Source organism: Epilithonimonas zeae, assembly GCF_900141765.1.
Lineage (GTDB): Bacteria > Bacteroidota > Bacteroidia > Flavobacteriales > Weeksellaceae > Epilithonimonas > Epilithonimonas zeae.
Genome location: NZ_FSRK01000001.1, coordinates 406318 through 429910 on the forward strand (window position 1 = coordinate 406318; position 23593 = coordinate 429910).

At 35.3% G+C, this 23593-nt stretch carries 19 protein-coding genes; 12 read left to right on the forward strand and 7 right to left on the reverse strand.

The window, feature by feature from the left end:
* The first annotated feature begins 62 nt into the window (after positions 1–62).
* Positions 63–1598 (forward strand): serine hydrolase, encoded by a 1536-nt coding sequence (locus tag BUR19_RS01840; protein ID WP_074233234.1) that lies wholly within the window; start codon positions 63–65, stop codon positions 1596–1598.
* An 81-nt stretch (positions 1599–1679) separates the two neighbouring features.
* On the opposite strand, the gene BUR19_RS01845 is transcribed toward BUR19_RS01840, so the two are convergent.
* Complete coding sequence (locus tag BUR19_RS01845; protein WP_074233235.1) at positions 1680–2951, reverse strand: aminotransferase class I/II-fold pyridoxal phosphate-dependent enzyme; 1272 nt, start codon at positions 2949–2951, stop codon at positions 1680–1682.
* Between the two features lie 76 nt (positions 2952–3027).
* The gene (locus BUR19_RS01850; RefSeq protein WP_074233236.1) at positions 3028–4065 is read right to left on the reverse strand and encodes a PLP-dependent cysteine synthase family protein; all 1038 of its coding nucleotides are present in this window, start codon (positions 4063–4065) and stop codon (positions 3028–3030) included.
* Positions 4066–4270: 205 nt separating this feature from the next.
* Here BUR19_RS01850 and BUR19_RS01855 point away from each other — a divergent pair, with 205 nt between their 5' ends.
* The 4 genes from BUR19_RS01855 (at position 4271) to BUR19_RS01870 (ending at position 12011) form a co-directional block, all read left to right on the forward strand.
* On the forward strand, positions 4271–7756 hold the full coding sequence (locus tag BUR19_RS01855) for a glycosyltransferase family 117 protein (RefSeq protein WP_074233237.1): 3486 nt from the start codon (positions 4271–4273) through the stop codon (positions 7754–7756).
* A gap of 128 nt (positions 7757–7884) precedes the next feature.
* Positions 7885–8418, forward strand: a complete 534-nt coding sequence (locus tag BUR19_RS01860) for a DUF1697 domain-containing protein (RefSeq protein WP_074233238.1) — start codon at positions 7885–7887, stop codon at positions 8416–8418.
* Between the two features lie 119 nt (positions 8419–8537).
* On the forward strand, positions 8538–9347 hold the full coding sequence (gene kdsA, locus BUR19_RS01865; protein ID WP_074233239.1) for a 3-deoxy-8-phosphooctulonate synthase: 810 nt from the start codon (positions 8538–8540) through the stop codon (positions 9345–9347).
* 444 nt (positions 9348–9791) lie between these two features.
* On the forward strand, positions 9792–12011 hold the full coding sequence (locus BUR19_RS01870) for a TonB-dependent receptor plug domain-containing protein (RefSeq protein WP_074235504.1): 2220 nt from the start codon (positions 9792–9794) through the stop codon (positions 12009–12011).
* A gap of 399 nt (positions 12012–12410) precedes the next feature.
* Here BUR19_RS01870 and BUR19_RS01880 read toward each other — a convergent pair whose 3' ends face one another.
* From BUR19_RS01880 to BUR19_RS01890, 3 genes are all read right to left on the reverse strand, one after another.
* Positions 12411–13127: a C40 family peptidase gene (locus BUR19_RS01880; RefSeq protein WP_074233241.1), complete on the reverse strand. Its 717-nt coding sequence runs from the start codon at positions 13125–13127 to the stop codon at positions 12411–12413.
* Between the two features lie 30 nt (positions 13128–13157).
* On the reverse strand, positions 13158–13805 hold the full coding sequence (locus tag BUR19_RS01885) for an O-methyltransferase (RefSeq protein WP_074233242.1): 648 nt from the start codon (positions 13803–13805) through the stop codon (positions 13158–13160).
* Between the two features lie 280 nt (positions 13806–14085).
* Complete coding sequence (locus tag BUR19_RS01890) at positions 14086–14922, reverse strand: OmpA/MotB family protein (protein ID WP_074233243.1); 837 nt, start codon at positions 14920–14922, stop codon at positions 14086–14088.
* Positions 14923–15080: 158 nt separating this feature from the next.
* Here BUR19_RS01890 and tilS point away from each other — a divergent pair, with 158 nt between their 5' ends.
* The 7 genes from tilS (at position 15081) to BUR19_RS01925 (ending at position 21216) form a co-directional block, all read left to right on the forward strand.
* The gene (gene tilS, locus BUR19_RS01895; protein WP_245799006.1) at positions 15081–16334 is read left to right on the forward strand and encodes a tRNA lysidine(34) synthetase TilS; all 1254 of its coding nucleotides are present in this window, start codon (positions 15081–15083) and stop codon (positions 16332–16334) included.
* A gap of 9 nt (positions 16335–16343) precedes the next feature.
* Positions 16344–18413: a protein-disulfide reductase DsbD family protein gene (locus BUR19_RS01900; protein ID WP_074233244.1), complete on the forward strand. Its 2070-nt coding sequence runs from the start codon at positions 16344–16346 to the stop codon at positions 18411–18413.
* The gene (locus BUR19_RS01905; RefSeq protein WP_074233245.1) at positions 18413–18847 is read left to right on the forward strand and encodes a GNAT family N-acetyltransferase; all 435 of its coding nucleotides are present in this window, start codon (positions 18413–18415) and stop codon (positions 18845–18847) included. The genes BUR19_RS01900 and BUR19_RS01905 overlap by 1 nt, the downstream gene beginning before the upstream one ends.
* Before the next feature lie 126 nt (positions 18848–18973).
* Complete coding sequence (locus BUR19_RS01910) at positions 18974–19492, forward strand: ExbD/TolR family protein (RefSeq protein WP_074233246.1); 519 nt, start codon at positions 18974–18976, stop codon at positions 19490–19492.
* A gap of 73 nt (positions 19493–19565) precedes the next feature.
* A complete protein-coding gene (locus BUR19_RS01915; RefSeq protein WP_074233247.1) occupies positions 19566–20063 on the forward strand; it encodes a hypothetical protein in 498 nt (165 codons plus the stop codon).
* 3 nt (positions 20064–20066) lie between these two features.
* Entirely contained in the window at positions 20067–20849 is a 783-nt protein-coding gene (locus BUR19_RS01920) for an alpha/beta fold hydrolase (RefSeq protein ID WP_074233248.1), read from the forward strand.
* A 1-nt stretch (position 20850) separates the two neighbouring features.
* Complete coding sequence (locus BUR19_RS01925; protein ID WP_074233249.1) at positions 20851–21216, forward strand: DUF1304 domain-containing protein; 366 nt, start codon at positions 20851–20853, stop codon at positions 21214–21216.
* Positions 21217–21410: 194 nt separating this feature from the next.
* Here BUR19_RS01925 and BUR19_RS01930 read toward each other — a convergent pair whose 3' ends face one another.
* Together BUR19_RS01930 and BUR19_RS01935 are read right to left on the reverse strand one after the other, a co-directional pair.
* A complete protein-coding gene (locus BUR19_RS01930) occupies positions 21411–22415 on the reverse strand; it encodes a DHH family phosphoesterase (protein WP_074233250.1) in 1005 nt (334 codons plus the stop codon).
* A gap of 95 nt (positions 22416–22510) precedes the next feature.
* Positions 22511–23581 (reverse strand): T9SS type A sorting domain-containing protein, encoded by a 1071-nt coding sequence (locus tag BUR19_RS01935; RefSeq protein ID WP_074233251.1) that lies wholly within the window; start codon positions 23579–23581, stop codon positions 22511–22513.
* Positions 23582–23593 lie beyond the last annotated feature (12 nt).

Below are 23593 nucleotides of genomic sequence, written 5' to 3' on the forward strand. Positions count from 1 at the left end.
CCCATAATCATTCACAATTAAAAATTACAAATTCCTATCTTAGCATAAATTCTAATTTAAAAATGAAAAGAAATATATCTTTACTTTTTGTCCTTTTTTCATTTGCCGTTTCCAATGCTCAAATTGAAGAAAAGAAACTCGACGAACTTATTCAAAATTCTTTAAAAACCTTTGACGTTCCGGGAATGTCCGTCGGAATTGTTAAAGATGGAAAAGTGATTTATGCCAAAGGATTCGGTGTTCGTTCGCTTAATAATAATCAGCCTATGGATGACAATACATTGGTGGGAATTGCTTCTAATAGTAAAGGTTTCACTTGCACCGCTTTGGCGATTTTGGCTGACGAAGGTAAAATCAACTGGGACGATAAAGTCACAAAATATATCCCTGAATTCCAAATGGCAGATGCTTACGTTTCACAGAATGTAACCATCAAAGACTTGGTAACACACAGAGCTGGATTGGGATTGGGACAAGGTGATTTGATGTTCTTCCCGGAAGGTGGGAGTTTGACCGTGAATGATATCGTTCACAATGTTCGTTACTTGAAACCAGAAAATCCGTTCCGTACGACTTTGGATTATAACAATATAATGTTCATCGTTGCTGGAGAAGTGATTCATAGAGTTTCCGGTTTGCAATGGGCAGATTTTATCGAGCAGAGAATTATGAAACCTGTCGGAATGACAGCGAGTTTCGGTTCTTATAATCGTGCAAAAAATTCTCAAAATATCATCGATGCGCACGCGCCAGTTGACGGAAAAGCCATCGCAGTTCCTCACGACTGGAACGAAACGGCGAATGCAGCGGGTGGAATAATGAGTAACATCCAGGATATGACAACTTGGGCTAATTTCCTTTTAAATGGTTTTGTGACCAAAGATGGAAAACGCTTGGTTTCTGAGAAAAATGCGCACGAACTTTGGAGTCTTCAGATTCCTGATAAAGTTGGGATTACTTCTCCTTATGATACGCATTTTTATGGTTATGGTTTAGGTTGGTTTTTGAGCGATGTGAAAGGTCATTTGCAGGTTCAGCATTCTGGCGGTTTGATTGGAACTGTAACGCATTTTACTTTGATTCCTGATATGAAACTGGGAATCGTGGTCTTGACCAATCAACAATCCGGTGCAGCTTTTTCTACGATTACAAACTCTGTGAAAGATGCTTATCTGAAAGTTGAAAACCGCGATTGGCTGAAAATTTATGGCGATAGAAATAAAAAGAATGAAGAGTTTTTCTCCAAACAAAAAAAAGACGTTTACGACAAAGCTTCGAAGTTCAAATCTGATTTGAAAGACGACCAATTCATTGGTTGGTACAAAGATGAATGGTTTGGAATTGTTGAGGTTTCTAAAGTTGGAAAAGCTTATAGAATTCTTAGCAAATCTTCTCCAAAACTGAAAGGCGATTTGATTCCCTATTCTGCCAATTCTTTTGTCGTGAAATGGGATGACAGAAGTTATGACGCCGATGTTTTCTTCACGTTGAATTTTGATGAAAATGGAAAAGCCGTTTCTGCAAAAATGAAACCGATTTCTGACGTGACAGATTTTAGTTTTGATTTTGAGGATTTGGATTTGAAGAAGATTAATTAATAGACGTATTTTGTCATTTGAAAATTAAAAACTCCTGAACAATTAAGTTCAGGAGTTTTCGTATGTATTTAAAGTCAAAATTTAAATCTCTTTGAATTGCAAATTCTGCTCTTCAACTTGTTTGTCTGCAAGGTTTTTGTAATAGCCAGTTTCTAATTTTTTGTAAATAGAATCAAAAGCTTCCAATGTCTCGTTGATCTCGGCATCTGTGTGAGAAGCCGTTGGAATCAATCTTAGTAAAATCATTCCTTTTGGGATTACAGGATAGGAAACTACAGATGTAAAAATCAAATAGTTTTCTCTCAAATCTTTCGCCAACATCATCGCTTCCATTGGTCCACCTTTGATGAAAACCGGTGTTACGCAAGTGTTTGTGTCTCCAAGATTATAACCAATTTTCTTAAGTCCGCCTTGTAGTTTTTCAACATTTTCCCAAAGTTTGGCTTTGATTTCTGGTCTTGATCTTAGAAGTTCCAATCTTTTCAAACCTCCGATCACCATTGGCATTGTTAAAGATTTGGCAAAAATTTGAGACCTCAAGTTGAATTTCAAATAACGGATGATTTCTTTATTTCCAGCTAAGAACGCTCCGAAACCAGCCATAGATTTTGCGAAAGTAGAGAAGTAAACATCAATCTGGTCTTGGCATCCTTGCTCTTCTCCAGCACCCGCTCCGGTTGCTCCAAGCGTCCCGAATCCGTGTGCATCATCTACCAAAATTCTGAAACCATATTTTTCTTTAAGAGCACAGATTTCTTTCAATTTACCTTGTTGTCCTCGCATTCCGAAAACACCTTCGGTAATGACCAAAATTCCACCTCCGGTTTCTTCGGTTACTTTTTGAGCTCTTTGTAAGTTTTTTTCAAGACTTGCAATATCATTGTGTCTGTAGGTAAAACGTTTGCCAGAGTGCAATCTAACGCCATCCACGATACAAGCGTGAGAATCTACATCGTAAACGATCACGTCATTTCTGGAAACCAAAGCATCGATGCAAGACACCATTCCTTGATAACCGAAATTCAATAGATATGCTGATTCTTTTTGAACAAATTCTGCCAATTCTCTTTCAAGCTGAAGGTGCTGGTCAGTTTCTCCGGACATTGCTCTCGCACCCATTGGATAAAACATTCCGTATTCTGCAGCAGCTTTTGCATCGGCTTCCAAAACATCTGGATGGTTGCAAAGTCCCAAATAATCGTTTGCGCTCCAGAAAATCACGTCTTTCCCTTGGAACTTCATTCTCGGGCCAATTGGTCCTTCTAATCTTGGGAAAATATAATAGCCTTCTGCGTAATCTGCAAATTGTCCTAGTGGACCCGGATTTTGTTTTATTCTTTCAAAAATGTCCATTTTTTCTAACTGATATTTTTTATTGATTGAAAAAACCTTTTGTAATACAAAAGGTTATAAATTTTGTGATTAAATTTTACTTGATGATTTCTGTTTTAAACACTTCATCATAGTTGTGGAAACAATTGTTGATAAAGCCTTGTTCTTCCATCCATTTGTCACTGTAAACTTTGGTAATATAGCGAGAACCGTGGTCTGGATAAATTAATACAACCAAATCATCTTCTTTGAACTCGTGAGAATTCGCATATTGAATCAAAGCCTGAGTTACAGCTCCAGTTGTGTAACCACCCATAATAGCTTCTTTCAAAGCAATTTCGCGGGTTCTGTAAGCTGACATCTCATCATTAACTCTTACATATTCATCAATCGTGTCAAATAAAAGTGCACCCGGAATCAAGTTTTTCCCAAGACCTTCAATCTGATAAGGATGAATTTCTGTTTTATTGATTTTTCCTGTCTCGTGGTAAGTTTTCAGAATAGAGCCGTCTGCATCTACGCCAATTACTTTGATATCAGGATTTTGTTCTTTTAAATATTTTGCTGAGCCGGAAAGTGTTCCGCCGGTTCCTGTGCACGCAAATAGGTGTGTTATTTTACCTTCTGTCTGCTTCCAGATTTCAGGACCTGTGGTTTGGTAATGCGCATCAATATTCAATTCGTTGAAATATTGATTGATGTAAACCGAGTTAGGTGTTTCTGCAGCAATTCTTTTTGCTACTTCGTAATAAGACCTCGGGTCGTCTGCAGGAACAGAAGCTGGGCAAACATAAACAGTTGCGCCCAAAGCTTTCAAATAAGCAATTTTTTCAGCTTTTGTTTTGTCACTTACTGCAAGGATGCATTTGTAACCTTTTACGATACAAACCATTGCTATGGAAAAACCTGTATTACCGGAAGTTGTTTCTACGATTACAGAATCTGATTTTAAGATTCCTTGTCTTTCCGCATTTTCTATAATGTGAAGAGCGATTCTGTCTTTCGTAGAATGTCCAGGATTATAAGACTCCAACTTAGCGTAAACCGTCGCAGGAATGTCCTTGGTAACCTGATTTAACTTGACCAACGGTGAGTTGCCAATCAAACCAAGAATATTATCGTGTACATTCATCATTTTATTATCATTTTTCTCTCAAAAACTGTCTGCAAAAATAAAAAAAAAATCGCAATGTTTTTGGTTTTGAGACATTAATATATTAGATGTGTGATATATTGTAAATTATTTGGTTAATTTTCACTCATTTATAAAGTTTAATTTTTGTTAAAAACTCAGATAACTGAATCAAAAATGTTAAATTCGCCGATATTTCATTTTCCGTATGAAGAATTGGACTTTTAAACAGTGGAACACCATCTTGGGATGGGTCATTTTTGTAATTGCATTTATCACTTATTTATCAACCATAGAACCCAATTTTAGTTTTTGGGATTGTGGAGAATATATTTCCTCAGCCGTTAAGTTGGAGGTTACCCACGCACCAGGAGCTGCTTTGTTTCAGTTAGTTGGAGCTGTTGTAGCATTATTTGCGTTTGGTGATGGTCAGCATTATTCTTTGGTAATTAATGCGATGTCTGCTTTGTTTAGTGCATTTACAATTCTGTTTTTATTCTGGACGATTACACATCTTGTAAGAAGATTGCTGAATAAAGAATTCGAAAATATAACAATTGCTGAAGAAATTGCAACTTTATTTGCAGGAGCAGTCGGCGCTTTGTGTTTTACATTTTCGGATACATTTTGGTTTTCTGCAGTTGAAGGTGAAGTTTATGCGATGGCAAGTATGTTTATTGCATTGATTGTCTGGCTGATTACAAAATGGGAAAATGAATACCTTGAAAAAGACAACGAGAGATGGATTATACTTTTATTCTTTATCATCGGATTGTCCGTAGGTGTGCATATGATGTGTATGTTGGCGCTGCCTGCAGTTTGTCTGATTTATTACACAAGAAATTATAAATTCACTTGGAAGTCATTTTTGATAGCAAATGCTGTAACTTTAGTTATTCTTGCCATTGTATTCAAAATTATTTTTCCTGTGATAATGACATTGTTTGGGAAATCTGAAATATTCTTTGTTAACGGATTAGGTTTGCCTTTCCACTCAGGGACAGTTTTCGCATTTGTTATTCTGGTTGTTCTTTGTTATTTGTTCATTACTTACACAAGAAAAACTGGGAAATCATTGTATCAAACTATTGCCTTATCTATAGTTTATATGATGATAGGCTTCTCTTGCTGGTTGGTAATCCCAATCCGGGCAATCGCCAATCCACCAATGAACCTTAATGACCCAGATAACGCCATCGGAATGTTGGATTATTACAATCGTGAACAGTACGGGGATTGGCCAACTTTGTACGGTCAAAACTACACGGCTTATCTAGACCCGAACGGTATCCAGAAAAATGAGGACGGAAGTTATAAAACGAAAAAAACGGGTGATACTTACGAAAGAGATGCTCAGACAGGACGTTATCGTTTGGTAGGAGAGAAGTTCAATTATGTGTTTAGTGAAGAGCACGTTGGTTTCTTGCCAAGGATGTTCAGTGAGGATAAATCGGTGATGCCAAATTATATTTCGATGTATGGTGCACCAGATTTTACTTTCAATTATGGTAATGAGCAAATCTCTGAAAGTCCTGAAGCGAAACAATTCTTTGATGAACTACGTCAGAAATACGAGAACGGAACGATTAAAATGGATGATTATCTGAAGGCGAAACAATTCGGAATTATCAATGTTCAGAAACCGACGTTAGCTCAGAATCTTGATTACTTCATTACGTTCCAGAATTATTATTACTTCGGTAGATATCTCCTTTGGAATTTTGCAGGCCGCCAGAATGATGTCGAAGGTCATATGGAAAATACGAATGGAAACTTCATTACAGGTATTCCTTTCATCGATAATAATATTTGGGGAGACCAAAGCGAGATGCCGGCTAAATTCCAGAATGAAAGTACGGTTAAATTCTTTATGTTACCTTTAATCTTAGGATTACTAGGTTTCTTCTTCCAACTAAATAGAGATTTCGGAAGATTCTATGCGATATTGTCTTTATTCATTTTAACCAGTGTCGGGATTGTATTCTATACAGGGATGAAACCATTTGAGCCTCGTGAAAGAGATTATGCGATGGTTGGCTCTTTCTATGCGTTTGCAATTTGGATTGGATTAGGTGTAGCTTCCATTTATTGGCTGCTTCAGAAAAAAGTGAAAAGTAAATCAGCTCAGATTATTGTAGGCGTGGTTTTGTTGGGAATTCCTTTTATGATGGGCTTCCAGAATTATAATGTTCACGACAGAAGTGGACGTTACACGGCTTACGATTACGCTTATTCAAGTTTGAAATCTTTGCCTAAAGACGGAATAATGTTCGTTTACGGTGATAATGATACCTATCCGGTTTGGGCCATTCAGGAGACTGAGGAATTTCGTCCAGACGTAAAAGTCGTGAATTTTACATTGTTATCTACGCCTTGGAATATCGATCAGGTTAAAAGAAGAACATATAACTCAATGCCTGTTCCATCAACTTTGACTCACGAAGATTATCGTGAAGGTTCCAACGATCAGGTTTATATGATGACGAAAGACGATTGGTCTAATATTTTTGCGAATCTAAAAGAACAGGGCGCACCGGATACAGAATTTGCAGCCTTCAGAAAATACCTGACTCAGGATTCGATTACAATGAAAGAAGCTGTTAACTTCCTGAAAATGAAATCGCCTGAAAAAGATGAAATTGTGAAAATGATTTTCGGAGAAGAGCGTTATCAGAAATTCAACTTCCTTCCGGTTTCTAAATTTGTACTTCCGGTGAATGTCAATAATGCTGTTAAATCAGGAATTATCACACCGGCCGAAGCGCAGAAAGCAGAAAAGCAAATCGTCATCGATTACAAAGGTTCTAGTATGTTCAAGAATAATATGATGATGTTGGATATCCTGGCGAACTTTGATTGGAAACGCCCAATTAACTTCTCAAGCGGTGGGATTTATGACGGAAGCAATCTATTCTTCTTGTCCAATTATCTTAAGTTTGATGGATTCAGCTACAGATTGGTTCCAATCAAAACCGAAGAGTCTCCGGATGGCGAGTTAGGAATGGTGAATGCGGACGAACTTTACAACATTGTGAAAAATTACAGATGGGGTAATTTCAAAGATTTGAAAGTCCATTTTGACGAAACTTGTACACAGAATATCATCGGTTACAGATCATCGGCAAGTAGAGCGGCTGAGGCTTTGGTTCTGAAAGGTGAGAAGCAAAAGGCAATTGAAGTTCTGGATTTGGCAAGTAGAGAAATTCCTGTTTCTAAATATAACGACCCAAGGTCTTTGAGTTCTATTGTTTATGCTTATATCGTTGCAGGACAAGAGCAAAAAGGACTGAAACTGGCAGAAGATCTTAAGAAAGGAATCTTCGAAGAGTACGATTATTACACAAGATTATCGCCAAAATTCCAGGTTTATGCAGCGAGACAGATGAAAACCAAACCAATGGAATATTCTTTGGTAGTTGGCGCGGTTTCCGATGCTTATAATAAAATTGGTCAGAAAGATAAAGGCTATGAATATCTTGTCAACTCTCTGAATGTTATCGATAAAAGATTCAATACATTCATTAAGGATTTGCAGGAGATGGGCAAAGAGAAAGCTTTCAAAAAAGCAGATGATGTACAGAAGGTAACATCGTTCTACTCGTATCTATTTGATATTATGAAAGATTACGATACGACTTACGAAGCTGAAAAGATGGATAACATCACAAAACAGCTGATGAAAGTCACGCAGTAGAGAGTTATCTACTGAAACTATATCAACCCTTTCAGAGTTAGAACTCTGAAAGGGTTTTTTGTTTTAAATATTATCACTCAGTCAAAGTTTTAAAGTGTAATTTTGCGATCAACTATCAACTATCAACTATGACCAATTTTTGTGCTTTCCTCCGTGGCGTCAATGTTAAAGGAACCAATATGAAAATGGCAGATGTCTGCAAAGTCTTTTCAGACACTGGCGTTCAAAATGTATCTTCGGTTTTGGCAAGCGGTAATATTCTATTTCAGTCTGATAAAGATTCTATTGAATTGAAGAAGATTCTGGAAAAAGCAATGTCAGGCCATTTCAATTACGAAGCTTTTCTCTTTATTAAGGACGAAGACGAAATCAACGACATTTTAAAAAATGCCCCATTTCCGCCAATTGAAAACTTTCATAATTATATTTTCCTTGGTTCAGAAAAAGTAGAAGAAACATTGTTGGAGGAATTCAAGAAATCAAATAAAGCAGAAAATGAAAAAGGCAAAATCATTAATAATATATTCTATTGGCAAGTTCCAAAAGGACAAACTTTGGATTCCGATTTTGGTAAAGTTCTTGGCAAGAAAAGCTTGAAAGATAAAATGACGAGCAGGAATACTAATACGTTTGAAAAGATTATTAATAAATTCAATAAATAGATAATTTCAACCCTTTCGATAGTTTGAGTTGGAAAAGGTTTTCCTGCATTAATTCCGTATATTTGTATTCGATTTTCAGACATAAAACAATCTGAAATTTATAATTTAAAATCAAAAAAATGATACAATATTTAGATAATATTCATCACAAAGATTCCAAGAACTTTTTCCTGATTGCAGGACCTTGCGCAATCGAAGATGAAACTATGGCTTTGCAGATTGCAGAACATATTGTAAAGCTTTCTGACAAATACAATATTCCTTATATTTTCAAGGGGTCTTTCAGAAAGGCGAACAGAAGCCGTGTAGATTCTTTCACAGGAATCGGCGATGAGAAAGCTTTAAAGATTCTTAAAAAAGTGGGAGAAACTTTTAATATTCCTACGACAACAGATATTCACGAGAATGGGCACGCCGCTTTGGCAGCAGAATATGTGGATGTTTTGCAAATTCCGGCTTTCTTAGTTAGACAAACCGATTTGTTGATTGCGGCAGCAGAAACTGGAAAAGCAGTGACGCTTAAAAAAGGACAGTTTCTTTCACCAGAAGCAATGAAATTTGCTGTTCAGAAAGTGAAAGATTCCGGAAATGATAAAACGGCAATTATCGAAAGAGGAAATACTTTTGGTTACAGTGATTTGGTTGTAGATTTCCGTGGAATACCGACAATGAGGGAATATTCTCCGGTAATTTTGGATGTGACACATTCTCTTCAACAGCCGAATCAAAATTCGGGTGTGACAGGTGGAAGACCAGAGTTGATTGAAACAATTGCCAAAGCGGGAATTGCAGTGGGAGCTGACGGATTGTTCATTGAAACTCATCCAGACCCATCTATTGCGAAATCTGATGGTGCGAATATGTTAAAATTAGATTTGCTTGATGACTTGCTTGGAAAACTGACAAGAATCAGAGAAGCGATATTATAAAATAGAAAGTCCGATTGATTCGGACTTTTTTTTGTGTTTGAATTGAGAATGTTTAGAATTTTGACTTAATATTTCCTAATTCGTCAGCAAATATTCCGAAACAAATCGATTTTCTGCATAACAATTACAAATATTCTTTCGTTCTTTAGATTAATTGTTATTTTTGCTAATCCAAGGATATTTCAAAATATAAAATCGATAATAAAAACTACAACATTGAAAAATTATATTCTCTTAATTCTTTTCTTTTTGCCAGTTTTGGCATTTTCTCAAATCAATTTAAAAGTTCTTGACGAAGACGGAAAATCTGTTTCCGAAGCAGAGGTTAGTTATAATAACCAAACTTATCAAACCGATAAAAACGGTTTTGTAAGAATCCCACTTGCTGATTCTGAACAAACTTTGAGTGTACAGAAATTGAACTTTAAAGGTTTTTCTAAAACCATCAAAACATCGCCAAAATCTCAAACGGTCAATATTCTTTTCTTGCCAGTCGCAAATACGACGGAAATTCAGGAAGTTGTTTTCCAAAAAAAAGGAATTCGTAAAACCAATGATTTGACTTCGGTTGAGATATCTGTGAAAGAGGCGAGAGAAGTTGCGTCTTTAGGAGGTGGGGTGGAAGGTCTTTTGAAAAGTTTACCTTCTGTCAATTCCAATTCCGAGCTGTCTTCCCAGATTATGGTAAGAGGTGGGAATTATGATGAGAACTTAATTTACATCAATGATGTTGAGCTTTATCGTCCGTTTTTGATCCGTAACTCTTTGCAGGAAGGGATGAGTATCATCAATCCTGATATGGTGGGGATGATCAACTTTTCTGCAGGTGGATTTGAACCAAGATATGGTGATAAAATGTCGTCTGCGCTTAATATCTATTACAGACAGCCAGAAAAATTCGAACTTTCCGGAGAAGCAAGTTTGATTGGCGGAAGATTGACAACAGGTTTTGCGTCAAAAGATAAAAAATTCACAGGATTAGTTTCTGCAAGATATAGAAATACCAATTTAGTTCTTAACACTTTGAATGAAGATACAGATTTCAATCCACGTTACATGGATTTGCAGACTTATCTTAATTATCAGTTCAATGAAAAATGGTCTTTGTCTTTCTTAGGCTATTACGCGAAGAACGATTATCAGATGGTTCCTAAGCAGAAAGAAGTGGATTTTGGAAGTCTTTTACAACCTCTAAAACTGACTGTTTTCTACAACGGGCAGGAAGATGATCAGTACAAGAATATGATGGGGACGGTGAGTGTTAACTTCAAGCCTAGTAAGAAATGGCAATTTAGTCTAGATAATTTCGCTTATCAAAACAGAGAAAGAGAATACTATTCTTTGGCTTCTGGCTACATTTTGGAAGCATTTGATGAGGAAGGTAATCCTGTTGCTGGTTATGATGCAGGTGGACAAATCGATCACGCAAGGAATGACTTATTGGTTAGAGTGGCTGGTTCTCAATTCAGAACCAAATTCTCTCCGGATGTCAATACAGATATCGAAGTAGGCGCAAAATTTGAAAGAGAAACGATTAAAGATTTCACCAATGAATGGCAATTTGTAGATTCTATCGGTTATAGCAATCCAAGAGATTTTGTCATTCCGGGAAATCTTGATACTTCTGATCTTAATCTTAAATATTATATCGCAGGACAGAATAATATCACACCAACAAGAATTTCTGCCTATGCCCAATTCTCGAAAAAATTCTATTGGGGAAGCAACAGAATCTTTGTTAATGGTGGAGCGAGAGTACAGAACTGGAGTTATAATAAAGAAACCTTATTTAGTCCAAGAGCACAATTTGCCATCAAACCAAATTGGGATATGGATATGTTGTTCCGAGTTTCCGGAGGTGTTTACTATCAGGCGCCTTTTTATAAGGAGATTAAGGATTTGACAGGAAGTTTTAATTCTGATATCAAAGCTCAAAAATCTTATCAAATTATCATAGCCAACGACTACGAATTCAAAATTGGAAATAATGATAACAGAAAGCCTTTCAAATTAACAACGGAAGCTTACTATAAGAAAATGGAGAATCTGATTCCATATTATCTTGATAATGTGCGAGTAAGATATTCTGGTAAAAATAATGCGGAAGGTTATGCTTATGGATTAGATGCAAGATTATTCGGTCAATTTGTTCCGGGAGTAGATTCTTGGATTTCTGCAAGTTATGCGAGAGTGTATGAAAATATTGAAGGGATGGGATATATTCCTAGACCTACAGATCAGCGTTTCCGTTTCTCTATGTTCTATCAGGATTATATGCCGAAGTTTCCAAGTATGAGAGTTAATTTGACTTTGACTTACGCAAGTGGATTGCCTTCTGGAACACCGGTTTTGTTTGATTCTGCAGGTTTGCCAGATTATTTGGCGGCTTATCGTTATCAAAAAACTTTACCAGCTTACAAGCGTGTTGATATTGGTTTGACGAAAGTTTTCATCGATCAGAAAGACAACAAGGCAAGTGGTAACTTCTGGGGCAAATTCAAGGAATTAACTTTGGGTGTTCAGATTTTCAATGCGTTTAATATCAATAATACAATTGCTAATCAATGGATAAGCGATGTGAATTCGTCTCCACAATTATATTATCCTGTACCAGTTAGATTGACGGGAAGATTCTTCAATGTCAAATTGGAATTCAAATTGTAGTATTGTTGTAAAATAAAGTAATGAAACATTCCCAAAACCTCACCGAATTATCGAATGAAGAATTACAAAAGTTATTCAAGCAAGCAAGGATGTTTTTAAAAATCTTTTTCAGTATTTTTATTTTGCTTCTTATAACTTGTCTTTATATCACAGTTAATAAGGGATTTGGCGTTTTTACAATCTTGCCATTGACTTTTATTCCTTTGGTTATTGCTAATATTTTTAGCTACGGGAAAGTAAAAGGAGAAATGAAAAACCGAAATTTGTTCAATTGATTTTCTCAAATAAATAAAAAAGCTTCCAAATTTGGAAGCTTTTTTTATGCAGGTGCGAAGCACCGAAATATTGGTATAAAATATTGATGTAATAAAAGAGAGATGCGAAGCACCGACATATTTTTTAAAAATAAGACCTAATGAATCTCAATTTATGGGTATGCTTATTTTGGTCTTTGTTGAAGATTCCGCTTGTGTCTAAACTGTCAATTCTTACCTTTCCGTGAGCGTGGATGATTTTTTGATCTGCTAAGATAATTCCAACGTGATGGATTCTTCCTTCTTTATTTTCAAAGAAAGCAAGGTCGCCGGGTTTACCTTCTTCAATAAAAGTTAAAGCGTCTCCAATTTCCGCTTGCTGATAAGTATCTCGTGGAATTTTAATACCGTGGATTTTATAAATGATTTGTGTAAAACCACTACAATCTATCCCGAAAAAGCTTTTTCCGCCCCACAAATAAGGAACGTTTAGAAATTCTTTGGCACAGTTAACAATGCTTTCGCTGAGGTCACGTCCGCGTGTTGGTGCTGTAGTTTCAAAATTGACTTCAGAACCCATTGATAAAAGTACTTTTCCACTTTCTGTCATTGTAGATTGAAAAGGTTCTTTCACAAGGTTTCTTTTTCTTGATGCAACAAACTCATCAGAAACAGGCGAAATTTGTTTCGTATCCATCCAAGCTTCGTAATTATCATAATGCGTTATGATTTTGGTCCAGTTGTCTTTAACTTCGATGATATCCGCAGATTCACCGTAAAGTAGTTGGGATACGATTTCGCTTTTGTCAGAACTGTCCGCTCTTAGTGGCGCGATGGAAACATTGCAAATGCCTTTATTCATTTCAATCAATTATGAATTTAAAAATACGAATTATTTCTTTCTAATCAAGTGTAATCCGTCTCGCAAAGGTAAGATTAGATTTTCGAAATCAGAATCTTCAGCAATGATTTTATTCACGAGTTTGATTTGTTCGGTTTGCTTGTCTTTCGGTTTGTTTTCAAGGACTTTTCCGTACCAGAGAACGTTGTCAATCAAAATGATACTTCCCGAGCGGAGATTGGGTTTGATGAGTTTCAAATATTCCAGATAGCTTTCCTTGTCTGCGTCTATGAAAATCAAATCCCAAACTTTATCCAGTTTTTTGATTTCTTCTTTTGCATCTCCAAGTATGAATTTGATTTGGTCTTTATAATCGCTTTCTGCAAAATATTTTTGTGGAATATAGGCTAAGTCTTCATTTTTGTCAATTGTGTAGATTTTCCCATCTTTCGGTAAGCCTTCCGCCATACTCAAAGCAGCGTAACCTGTAAAAGTTCCGATTTCCAAAACATTTTTTGGCTGAATAATATGTGATAAAATACTCAAAAGACGACCTTGCAGATAACCGGAAATCATATGTGGTTGTGTAGTCTTTTGATAGGTTTCCTTTCTTAATTTTTTGAGAATGGCAGGTTCTTCGGAAGCGGTTTCTTCCAAGTATCTGTCCATTTCTTTATCTAATTCTTCGAAATAACTCATTGGGAGTTCGGAGTTTTTGGTTTAAGGTTCAAAGGTACTAAATGTTTAAGTTATGACTGATGTTGTATTGATGTCTAATCTGCAGTCCGACTTATCTCTATGTATTTTTTTTATTTGAATCGATGAACAACTCCGTTAAGTTTTAACGGTGCTCATCCACCTCTGGCGGATAGCGGGAGTGGAAGGCAGATAAAGTTGCCCAAATAAAAAACCTCGCCATTTCTGACAAGGTTTAATTGAGAACAGGTGAATGAATCATTTATCATTCATCTTTTTTTATTTATTTTTTCACTGGAGCGATATCCATCAACTTCATAAACTCATCCAATTTTGGCATAATGATGATCTCCGTTCTACGGTTTTCTCCACGTCCGGAAACTGATGCGTTAGTTGTCTTAGGATTGTACTCTGATCTACCACCAGCAGTGATTCTGTTAGGATTCACACCAAACTGATTTTGTAGAACTTTCGCAACTGCTGTCGCTCTCAATGCGGAAAGATCCCAGTTGTCTCTTGGCGCGTTGGCACTGTTCAATGGCGTGTTATCTGTGTTACCTTCAATCAAAACACTATAAGTATCGTAATCATTGATTACTTTAGCAACTTTTGCTAAAACATCTGCTGCAGCTGGTTGGATGTCATATTTTCCAACTTGGTAAAGCATTTTGTCTGATAATGAAATCAATACAACTCCTTTTAGAACTTTCACATCTACATCTTGGTCTGCAACGTTGTCAAGAGAACGTTTCAACTTATTAGATAAAGCCAAATTCAAACTGTCGTTTTTGCTTTTTCCAGAAATCAATTGTTTGATGTAAGCATTGGAAGCGTTGATTTCTCCAACTAATTTATCAATGTTTGCAGAACCTTTTCCTGCGTTAGATAAACAAGCATCCAAACTGGATTTAAGAGCGTTGTTTTGTCCAACTAGCAAGTCATTCTGACCTTTTAGAGAAGAGTTTTCTCCTTTCAAATCTTGGATTTGGCGCATTCTTTCACCCGCATCTTCTATACATTGTTTGTAGTTCAGATTAAGTGCATCGAATTGTTTTTTGCTGACACAAGAAGCAAGGGAAAGTCCCACGGCTGTAATGGTCAAGATTTTAAATAATCTCATAGTAAATATTTATTTGTTTTATTGTTTTATTGAGCGGTTATTGGTTTTTAAAACGTTTCAAAAGTAAGAATTAATAACTGTATATTTGTGCTTATAACTTAATGTTTCGTTATAAAATTGTGTTAAGTCTCTTAAAATTTCAAAACCTGTTAGAGCAAATGCTTCACCAACCACAACAAAAAACATACCTTTTGGCTGTAAGTGGAGGAGTGGACTCTATGGTTTTGGCTGATTTATTTCAGGTTTCAGGATTTAATTTTCATATTGCTCACATCAATTATCACCTTCGTAATGGGGATTCTAACCTTGACCAAAAGCTGGTTTCCGGATTTTGTGAAAGACATCAAATTCCTTTGCATTTATACGAAGTTTCAAAAGTTGATAAGAAACCGGAAAATTCAATCCAAAATTGGGCGAGAGAGTTGCGATATCGTTTTTTTCGAGAAATTCAGCAAAAACAAAATCTTGACTTTTTAGTCACGGCACATCATCTGAATGACCAATTGGAAACATTTATCATTAATCTTTCCAAAGCTTCCGGAATCCGAGGCTTAAGTGGGATTCCCAAAAATGAAAACGGAATCATTCGTCCTCTTCTTGATTTTTCTAAAGACGAAATTTATGATTTTGCAAAAAAGAATCAAATTGAATTTCGAGAAGATCAATCCAATCAGAAAACGGATTACCTAAGAAATAAAATCCGACACAATATTGTTCCGGAATTGGAAAAAATTAATCCAGATTTTTTGACCAATTTCTCAAAAAGCATCTATTACATCAATCAAGCTAAAGATTTTATTAATGAATCTGTGACTGAAAAAATTGAAGCTCTCAAAATAAATTCTAACAAAAATCAAATCATCATTGATAAACAAACATTCTCAGAAGAATCTGAATTGATTCGATATGAGATATTGAAAAGATTTGGTTTCAATGATGAAAACGAAATGCAGAAAGTTCTGTCAGCTCACACCGGAAGTTCATTTTTCAATTCTGAATTTCACTTAATTATTAATCGCAACGAATTGATTTTTAGTGATAAACTAGAAGTCAGAAGTGAGGATTCAGAAGAAGTTTTGCTTGAAATTGTTGATTATGAAATCGTAATTCCTCAAAATATTAAAAGTGAGATTCAGGAATTCGGTACTTGTTTTTGGAAAATTGATAAAAATAAGATTCAATTGCCTTTGAAATTGAGAAAAAAACAAGAAGGTGATTTGTTTTTTCCTATCGGAATGATTGGTAAAAAGAAAATTTCGAAGTTTTTTAAGGATGAAAAATTGTCTATTTTAGCCAAGCAAAAAATCTGGCTTCTTTGTGATACGAATGACCAAATCTTAGGTGTATTGCCTTTTCGGCAAGACGGGAGATTCAGTTCTGAAAATTCGAATTCTCTGGAAGTAAAAATTTAATATCAAAAAATGAAAGATTTAAAATTAGTGTTATCAACACTTTTTCTATTAATAATAACTATTTTCAATGCGCAGATAAAAAACCCGGTTAAGTTCAAATTCGATGTTGTTTCTGTTGGGAAAGACGAATATGAAGCAGTTTTGACGGGAACTATTGAAGATAAATGGCATATTTATTCGCAAGATTTGCCACCGGATTCCGGAATTCCGACTGAATTTAAAATTACTTCAAAACAAGGAATTCAATTGCTTGGAAAAGTTCAGGAAATAGGAAAAAAACATGATGAGTTTTCGGAAGCTTTTGGTGCTCAGATTGTTTATTATTCAAATAAAGTTGTTTTTAAGCAGAAATTCAAACCAAAAGATGCGACAAAACCAGCAACAATTACTGCTGAAATAATGTATCAGACTTGTAATGACCGTGTTTGTCTGGCACCAAATACGTTAGAATTTGAAAAACAAATCGAAGGGAGTAAAACCGAAGTCACTTCTGGCGAAAATGTTGATAAAACAAAAGACACCGTTTATGAAGTCGCTCCGGCAGGACAGGTTGGTACGGTTCTGAAACCTACAAATATTGAAACGCCTGCTGTTGCCAAACAAGAAGGTTTGAAAGTTAATTCTCTGGACTTCAAAAATCCTTTGACGAATTGCGGAAATGTTCAGGAAAAACCGAATGATGACAATTGGTTAGTTCTTGGGTTAGGATTCTTAGGTGGGTTGATTGCGTTGTTGACACCTTGCGTTTTCCCAATGATTCCGTTGACGGTTTCATTCTTTACAAAGGGAAACAAAGACAAAGCAAAAGGTAAAAGAGATGCGTTTATCTACGGATTTTTCATTCTTTTGATTTTTGTTTTATTGAGTATTCCGTTTCATATTATTGATGGGATTTCGGGTAATATTTTTAATCAGATTTCAACTAATATCTGGTTGAATTTATTTTTCTTCGCCATATTTTTATTCTTTGCTTTAAGCTTTTTTGGTTACTACGAAATTACTTTGCCAAGCTGGATTGCCAACAAATCTTCCAAAGCTGAAGAAGCGGGCGGATTGATTGGAATTTTCTTTATGGCCTTGACTTTAGTCATCGTTTCGTTCTCCTGCACAGGTCCGATTTTAGGAAGTTTATTAGGTGGTGTTGTTGCAGGTGCGACAAACGTTCCAACATTGTTGACGTTCGCTTTAGGTGGTTTCGGATTGGCTTGGGCATTGGTTTTTGGATTGTTGGCGTTGTTTCCACAAGCGCTTCAAAGTTTGCCAAAATCTGGCGGTTGGATGAACACTGTGAAAGTCGTTCTTGGATTTATAGAATTGGCATTAGCTTTAAAATTCTTGTCAAAAGCAGATCTAGTTTCCAAAACATTTTTGCTAAAAAGAGAACTGTTCATCGTACTTTGGATTATCATTGCCATTGGATTGGTAGTTTATTTATTCGGAAAAATCAGGTTTCCGCACGATGATAAAAAGCCGAAAATCAGTTTATCAAGAAGAATTCTTGGTGTTTTTGGAATTGTCTTTATTGGATATTTGATTCAAGGATTGATTCCTTCAGAAAAACCGAAATTACAAATGCTAAGCGGAATCTTACCTCCATTGAATGTCAGCTATTTCCACAATGAAGAAGACGGAATTCTTGGATTGAAACCTTATCATAATTATTTCGAAGCGATAGAAGTTGCGAAGAAAGAAAACAAACCGGTTTTGATAGACTTCACAGGTTATGGTTGCGAAAATTGCCGAAAAATGGAGGAATTTGTCTGGAGTCAGGATGATATTTTACCGATTCTTCAAAACGATGTGATTATCGCTTCAGTTTATGTGGATGACAAAGAAGAGCTGCCGGAAAATGAACAGATCAAAATCGATATGGGCGAAGGTCAAATGAAGAAAGTGAAAACTATTGGCGACAAATGGAGTCTGTTCCAGCAGGTTAACTTCAATAATAATTCCCAGCCGCACTATGTTTTGGTAACGCCTGACCAAAAGGTGATTAATTCGCCTGTTTCAGGCTATATGCCAAAAGAGGATTTCAAAAAATTCCTAAAATGTGGAATTGATTATTTTAAAAATAAGTAATGATTTTCAGAGAAGCCAATATCAGCGATATTCCACAAATGCAGATTGTCCGCAATTCTGTAAATGAAAATCAATTGTCCAATCCGGATGTTGTAAAAGATAAAGATTACGAGATTTATTTAACAGACAACGGAAAAGGTTGGGTTTGCGAAATTGAAAATGAAATTGTAGGATTCGCCATCGTAGATTTGGTTGAAAGCAATATTTGGGCATTGTTTCTAAAACCTAAATTCGAAAAGCAAGGCATCGGAAAACACTTACATAACCTGATGTTGAGCTGGTATTTTCAACAGACAAAAACTACAGTTTGGCTGGGAACTGCGCCAAAAACAAGAGCTGAACAATTCTACAAATTTTCTGGCTGGGAAGAAATCGGAACACACGGAAAAGAAATCAAATTTCAGATGACTTTTGAACAATGGCAAAATTTATAATTCTATAAATAATATTTTTATAATAAAATAAAATTTTAGGTACATAATTTGTATTCAAAAATCCATAATGATGAAGAATCGTTATGGATTTTTATTTTCTATTACTAACTACTAAAACTTAAAGCTATGGCAGAAGTACAAATTAAAGAACAATCTAACGGAAAGAAAACTCAAAACAAGAAACCAATTCGTGTGGATATGACACCAATGGTGGATTTGGGATTTTTATTGATTACATTTTTTATGTTTACCACCAATTTCTCAAAACCAAACGCCATCAATTTTTCCAATCCTCCGAGAAATACTGGAGAACCAACAGAAATTAATTATAAAAATTCAATTACATTTATTTTAGGTAAAGAAGGTAAAGTTTTCTATTATCAAGCGGATAAAAAAGATTTGAATGATAATAGTCTAAAACAAGTTTCATTTGATAAAGCTCAGGTTGCAAAAACAATTGAAACAGCAAAAGCAAATGCGCCTAAAAAAGAAAACTTCACAGTCATTGTAAAACCTGCAGATGATTCAGAATATAAAACAGTCATTGATATGTTAGATGAATTGGCACTGACTAAATCCGAACGTTATGGAATTGCGGAAATGAATGGTAAAGAAAAGGAATTGTACCAAAATAAAGTTCAATAATTAAAAAAATTATTTTGTAAAGAGTGTCTCAGGACGCTCTTTTTTATTTATTTTCGTGAGGAAAATTAAAACTATGAGAAAACTAATTCCAGTTCTTATTCTTTTTTTAATCGTTTCTTGTAAAAAATCCGAAGAAACTACAACTCCGAAAGTTGATAGTGTGAAAATCATCGATTCAATCAATGCAGTTAGAACAAAAATCAATGACAGTATTCTCAGTAGTCGAGCGTTTAAAGATCTGTCGGGAATACATTCTTTGACTCACGACCAAGTGAATGGAACAGGAAAAATCACTTTTACAAAAATCGGTCAAGATGAATATCAAGTCTCAGGCGAAAATAAATCGGGAAGTAATTTTGTGAAAATCGAAGGCAGCGCAAGAATGACTTCACCGAAAAATCTTAAATTCGACGGAACCATTACGCAAAGCATTTCAGATTATGATAATGGAAAACTAGATGTCAGAAAAGGAAAGAAAAATTTTTCCACCAAAGACGGTGGAAAAACTTTCAAACTTTATGAATCCGTTAATAATGCAGGATTTGCTGACAAAATAATGATTAAATTATAAACGATGCTCAACTACGAAATAAAAGGAGAAGGAACGGAAAATTTGGTTTTGCTTCACGGCTTTATGGAAAATCTGTCGATTTGGAATGATATGATTCCGTTTCTGTCAGAAAAATTCCGATTGATAAAAATTGATTTGCCAGGTTTTGGAAAGTCTGGGGTTGTTGCTGAAATTCAAACTTCCGAAATAATGGCGGATGAAGTCAAAAAAGTTACTGATGATTTGGGCTTGACAGAATTTCATTTGCTGGGACATTCGATGGGCGGTTATATTTCGCTAGCTTTTGCAGAAAAATATCCTGAATTTCTGAAATCATTTACTTTGTTTTTCTCGACTTATTTTGCCGATGATGAAGCAAAAAAAGAAATCAGAAGAAAAGGCTTGAGAATCATCAAAGAAAATCTTCGGGCTTTCGTCAACGCAGGTGTTCCGAATCTTTTCAATCCTAATGAGCATGATATTTTGGAATCTAAAATTAAATTAGCCAAAGAAACAGCCTACACATCGTCTGTTGATGGTGTTTTGGCTTCTCAAAAAGGAATGATAGAGCGAGCAGATAGACAATCTGTTTTAGAAAACTTTGAAGGAAAAATTCTGGTTCTGTCGGGCAAACACGATTCCGCTGTCAATTCAGAAAAAACCATTAAAAATCTTCCTGATAGAACCAATATCAAATCATATGTTTTGGACTGCGGACATAACGGACATTGGGAAAAACCGGAGATTTGCGCTTCGATTATCAATATAGAATTACTGCATCATTTACCAAAAAAACTCGTTCTCTAAAATGGAAATCATATCAAAAATCCTCATTGCAATCGTAGCTCTGGAGCATCTTTATATTCTTTATATGGAAATGTTCGCTTGGGAAACATTAGGAAAAAAAACATTCAAAGGTTCATTGCCGGATGAGATGTTCAAACCCACCAAAAAACTCGCTGCAAACCAAGGTCTGTACAACGGATTTCTTTCCGCTGGACTCATCTGGAGTTTCTTTATCAGCGATGCGATTTGGGCAAAAAATGTCGCAATTTTCTTCCTTGCGTGTGTTATTGTAGCAGGAATTTACGGCGCATTGTCAGCCTCCAAGAAAATATTTGTCGTTCAGGCTTTACCAGCGATTATTGCACTGATTTTTGTCTTTTTGAGGTAGATTTTTAGGAGCTTAATCCCGCTGTCCACTGTATCTTTTTTGTCTTAGAAGTTAAGTCTTCAATATAATTTTTCAGATAAGACAAAAAAGGATGCCGTTCCCATCGGGGCTAGGAATTATGTCAATCAATCAAATTTTCAGTGTCAAATGAAGTCTAATTAATCAAATTTTGATTCTTTGGCCTTTGATCTTTCTTAAAAGTCTTCCGTTTCAATTTTTTCTTTGAAATCCTCAATTGTTTCTTCCATCGATTTGAAATATTTTCCACCGGAAGCATTGATGTGTCCACCACCATTGAAGTATTTTCGAGCAAACTGATTCGTGTCCACAGAATCTTTGGAACGGAAAGAGATTTTGATAAAATCCTCATAAAGATCTTCCATAAAGAAAACCGCCATTTTAGTTCCCAGTACACTCAACCCATAATTCACAAAACCTTCCGTATCGCCTTTGTCGAAGCCGTATTCTTTCAGTTCAGAACGTTTCAGCCAAAGAATGGCCACTTTTCCATCTTTAGTCAACTCGATTCTGCTAAGTACTAATGAAAGCAAATGTAAGCGGGAAATTGTATTGGTGTCCCAAGTATTGGAAGTGATAATCGCTGGGTCAGCACCTTTTTCAATCAATTCAGCCACAATTCTGTGGGTTGTTGCACTCGTAGAACGGAACCTGAATCCGCCTGTATCTGTCATTATTCCTGTATAAAGACATTGTGCAATATCAAGATTAACTAATTTTTCATCATTATTCGCTTGGATAAAGTGATAAATCATTTGGCAGGTCGCAGGAACTGTTGTATCAGAATAAACGTAATCAAATTGTTCCGGCATCTGATGATGGTCAATCAAAACTTTTTTGGCTCTTGCTTTAGTTACCCAATCTCCAAGAAGTCCAATTCTTGAAGGTGAATTAAAATCAAGACAAAAAATAACATCCGCATTGTAAATGGCTTCGCCAGCTATTTTTCTTTTATATTCACCAATGATGATTTGTTTCGCTTCTGGCATCCACTTTAGAAATTTCGGAAAATCATTGGGTGTGATTACAGTGGCATCAATTCCTTTTGTTTTCAAGTAATGTTTAAGACCAAGAGAAGAACCAATTGCGTCTCCGTCAGGATTATGATGCGTTACAATAACGATGTTATTTTCCGGAACGAGAAGATGATTGATTTCTGAGATTTCTTTGTCTGTAAACATAAACGGTTATTTGAAATAATGAATTTTCAAAGGTAGAACTTTAAAATAAAAAAATCGGCTCAAAGTTGAACCGATTTTTGTTTGATTTATTAAAATTATTTTTTGATAATCTTCTGTACAGATTGCCCGTCGACTTTCAAATAATATATTCCCGACGCTAAATTTTTAATATTAATCTCAGTTTTATCTGACTTAATATTAGAAATTGTTCTAATCAATTTTCCTGAACTGTCTATTAATTCTAATAATGAATTCGGTTTTAGATTTTCAATTTTTACAACATCAGATGATGGATTTGGATAAACCGAGATTTTTGATTTTGAAATTTCTGATGTTGAAAGGAATTTATTTGAGTAAGTGGCAGTATCTCCATTGAATTTAATAATGGTTAAAGTATTATTATCATTAGAAAATTCGTAGAAGTAAGGATTTATTCTTCCATCTATACCACTGAAAAAGTTGTCAAAATACAATCCATCAAACTGGGATATTTGTGGATTGTCAGAATCGGCTAGTGTTACGGATAATGACAGGACACTAAATTTATTATCGGCAAAAAAACCAATTTGACCTTGTCCTGTATTGAAATATGATGTGTTGAAAAATCCATCAATACCAATTGTAGTACTTCCTCCTAAATATTGAGATGGTTTATTATAATTAATTCCATTAATCTTTAAAGAGTTTATGCTCCATGTTTTTGATGTTAAATTTACAGGAGGTGTATAAAAATTATATACAATCTGATCGCCAGAACTGTTTGAAAGGATTAATTTTTGACCTGTAGAGTTACTTTCAATGTTATAATTAATTTTATTAGTCCCAGATGAATTTTTTGTAAAAAATAAAGAATAATTTATGTCGAAATTAGTCAAGTCTGTAAAGGTACAGTTGGTTAAATAGTGATTGGCAAGGGTGATTGTGAAATCATCTGAAATGGTGTTGTAATTGATATTTCCCCAATTTTCAGAACATATTTTACTGTAATAGGAAAATGTATTCGTTTTATTAAAATTGATAAAATATCCACTGTTTTCATTTGGGAGAATAGTGTTGTTTCCAATAATGACTTTTTCTGTTTTCCAATTTTTATCAAATAAAAGTGGATTTTGGGAATATCCCAGGACGCAAAAAAAACCGATCAATAAAGTATAGAGTTTTTTCATATGATTATATGT

Bases quoted from the DNA above. Each gene is read 5' to 3' on its own strand.
- BUR19_RS01840 (WP_074233234.1), top strand. From the start codon at position 63: ATGAAAAGAAATATATCTTTACTTTTTGTCCTTTTTTCATTTGCCGTT.
- BUR19_RS01845 (WP_074233235.1), bottom strand. From the start codon at position 2,951: ATGGACATTTTTGAAAGAATAAAACAAAATCCGGGTCCACTAGGACAA.
- BUR19_RS01850 (WP_074233236.1), bottom strand. From the start codon at position 4,065: ATGATGAATGTACACGATAATATTCTTGGTTTGATTGGCAACTCACCG.
- BUR19_RS01855 (WP_074233237.1), top strand. From the start codon at position 4,271: ATGAAGAATTGGACTTTTAAACAGTGGAACACCATCTTGGGATGGGTC.
- BUR19_RS01860 (WP_074233238.1), top strand. From the start codon at position 7,885: ATGACCAATTTTTGTGCTTTCCTCCGTGGCGTCAATGTTAAAGGAACC.
- kdsA (WP_074233239.1), top strand. From the start codon at position 8,538: ATGATACAATATTTAGATAATATTCATCACAAAGATTCCAAGAACTTT.
- BUR19_RS01880 (WP_074233241.1), bottom strand. From the start codon at position 13,127: ATGAATAAAGGCATTTGCAATGTTTCCATCGCGCCACTAAGAGCGGAC.
- BUR19_RS01885 (WP_074233242.1), bottom strand. From the start codon at position 13,805: ATGAGTTATTTCGAAGAATTAGATAAAGAAATGGACAGATACTTGGAA.
- BUR19_RS01890 (WP_074233243.1), bottom strand. From the start codon at position 14,922: ATGAGATTATTTAAAATCTTGACCATTACAGCCGTGGGACTTTCCCTT.
- tilS (WP_245799006.1), top strand. From the start codon at position 15,081: ATGCTTCACCAACCACAACAAAAAACATACCTTTTGGCTGTAAGTGGA.
- BUR19_RS01900 (WP_074233244.1), top strand. From the start codon at position 16,344: ATGAAAGATTTAAAATTAGTGTTATCAACACTTTTTCTATTAATAATA.
- BUR19_RS01905 (WP_074233245.1), top strand. From the start codon at position 18,413: ATGATTTTCAGAGAAGCCAATATCAGCGATATTCCACAAATGCAGATT.
- BUR19_RS01910 (WP_074233246.1), top strand. From the start codon at position 18,974: ATGGCAGAAGTACAAATTAAAGAACAATCTAACGGAAAGAAAACTCAA.
- BUR19_RS01915 (WP_074233247.1), top strand. From the start codon at position 19,566: ATGAGAAAACTAATTCCAGTTCTTATTCTTTTTTTAATCGTTTCTTGT.
- BUR19_RS01920 (WP_074233248.1), top strand. From the start codon at position 20,067: ATGCTCAACTACGAAATAAAAGGAGAAGGAACGGAAAATTTGGTTTTG.
- BUR19_RS01925 (WP_074233249.1), top strand. From the start codon at position 20,851: ATGGAAATCATATCAAAAATCCTCATTGCAATCGTAGCTCTGGAGCAT.
- BUR19_RS01930 (WP_074233250.1), bottom strand. From the start codon at position 22,415: ATGTTTACAGACAAAGAAATCTCAGAAATCAATCATCTTCTCGTTCCG.
- BUR19_RS01935 (WP_074233251.1), bottom strand. From the start codon at position 23,581: ATGAAAAAACTCTATACTTTATTGATCGGTTTTTTTTGCGTCCTGGGA.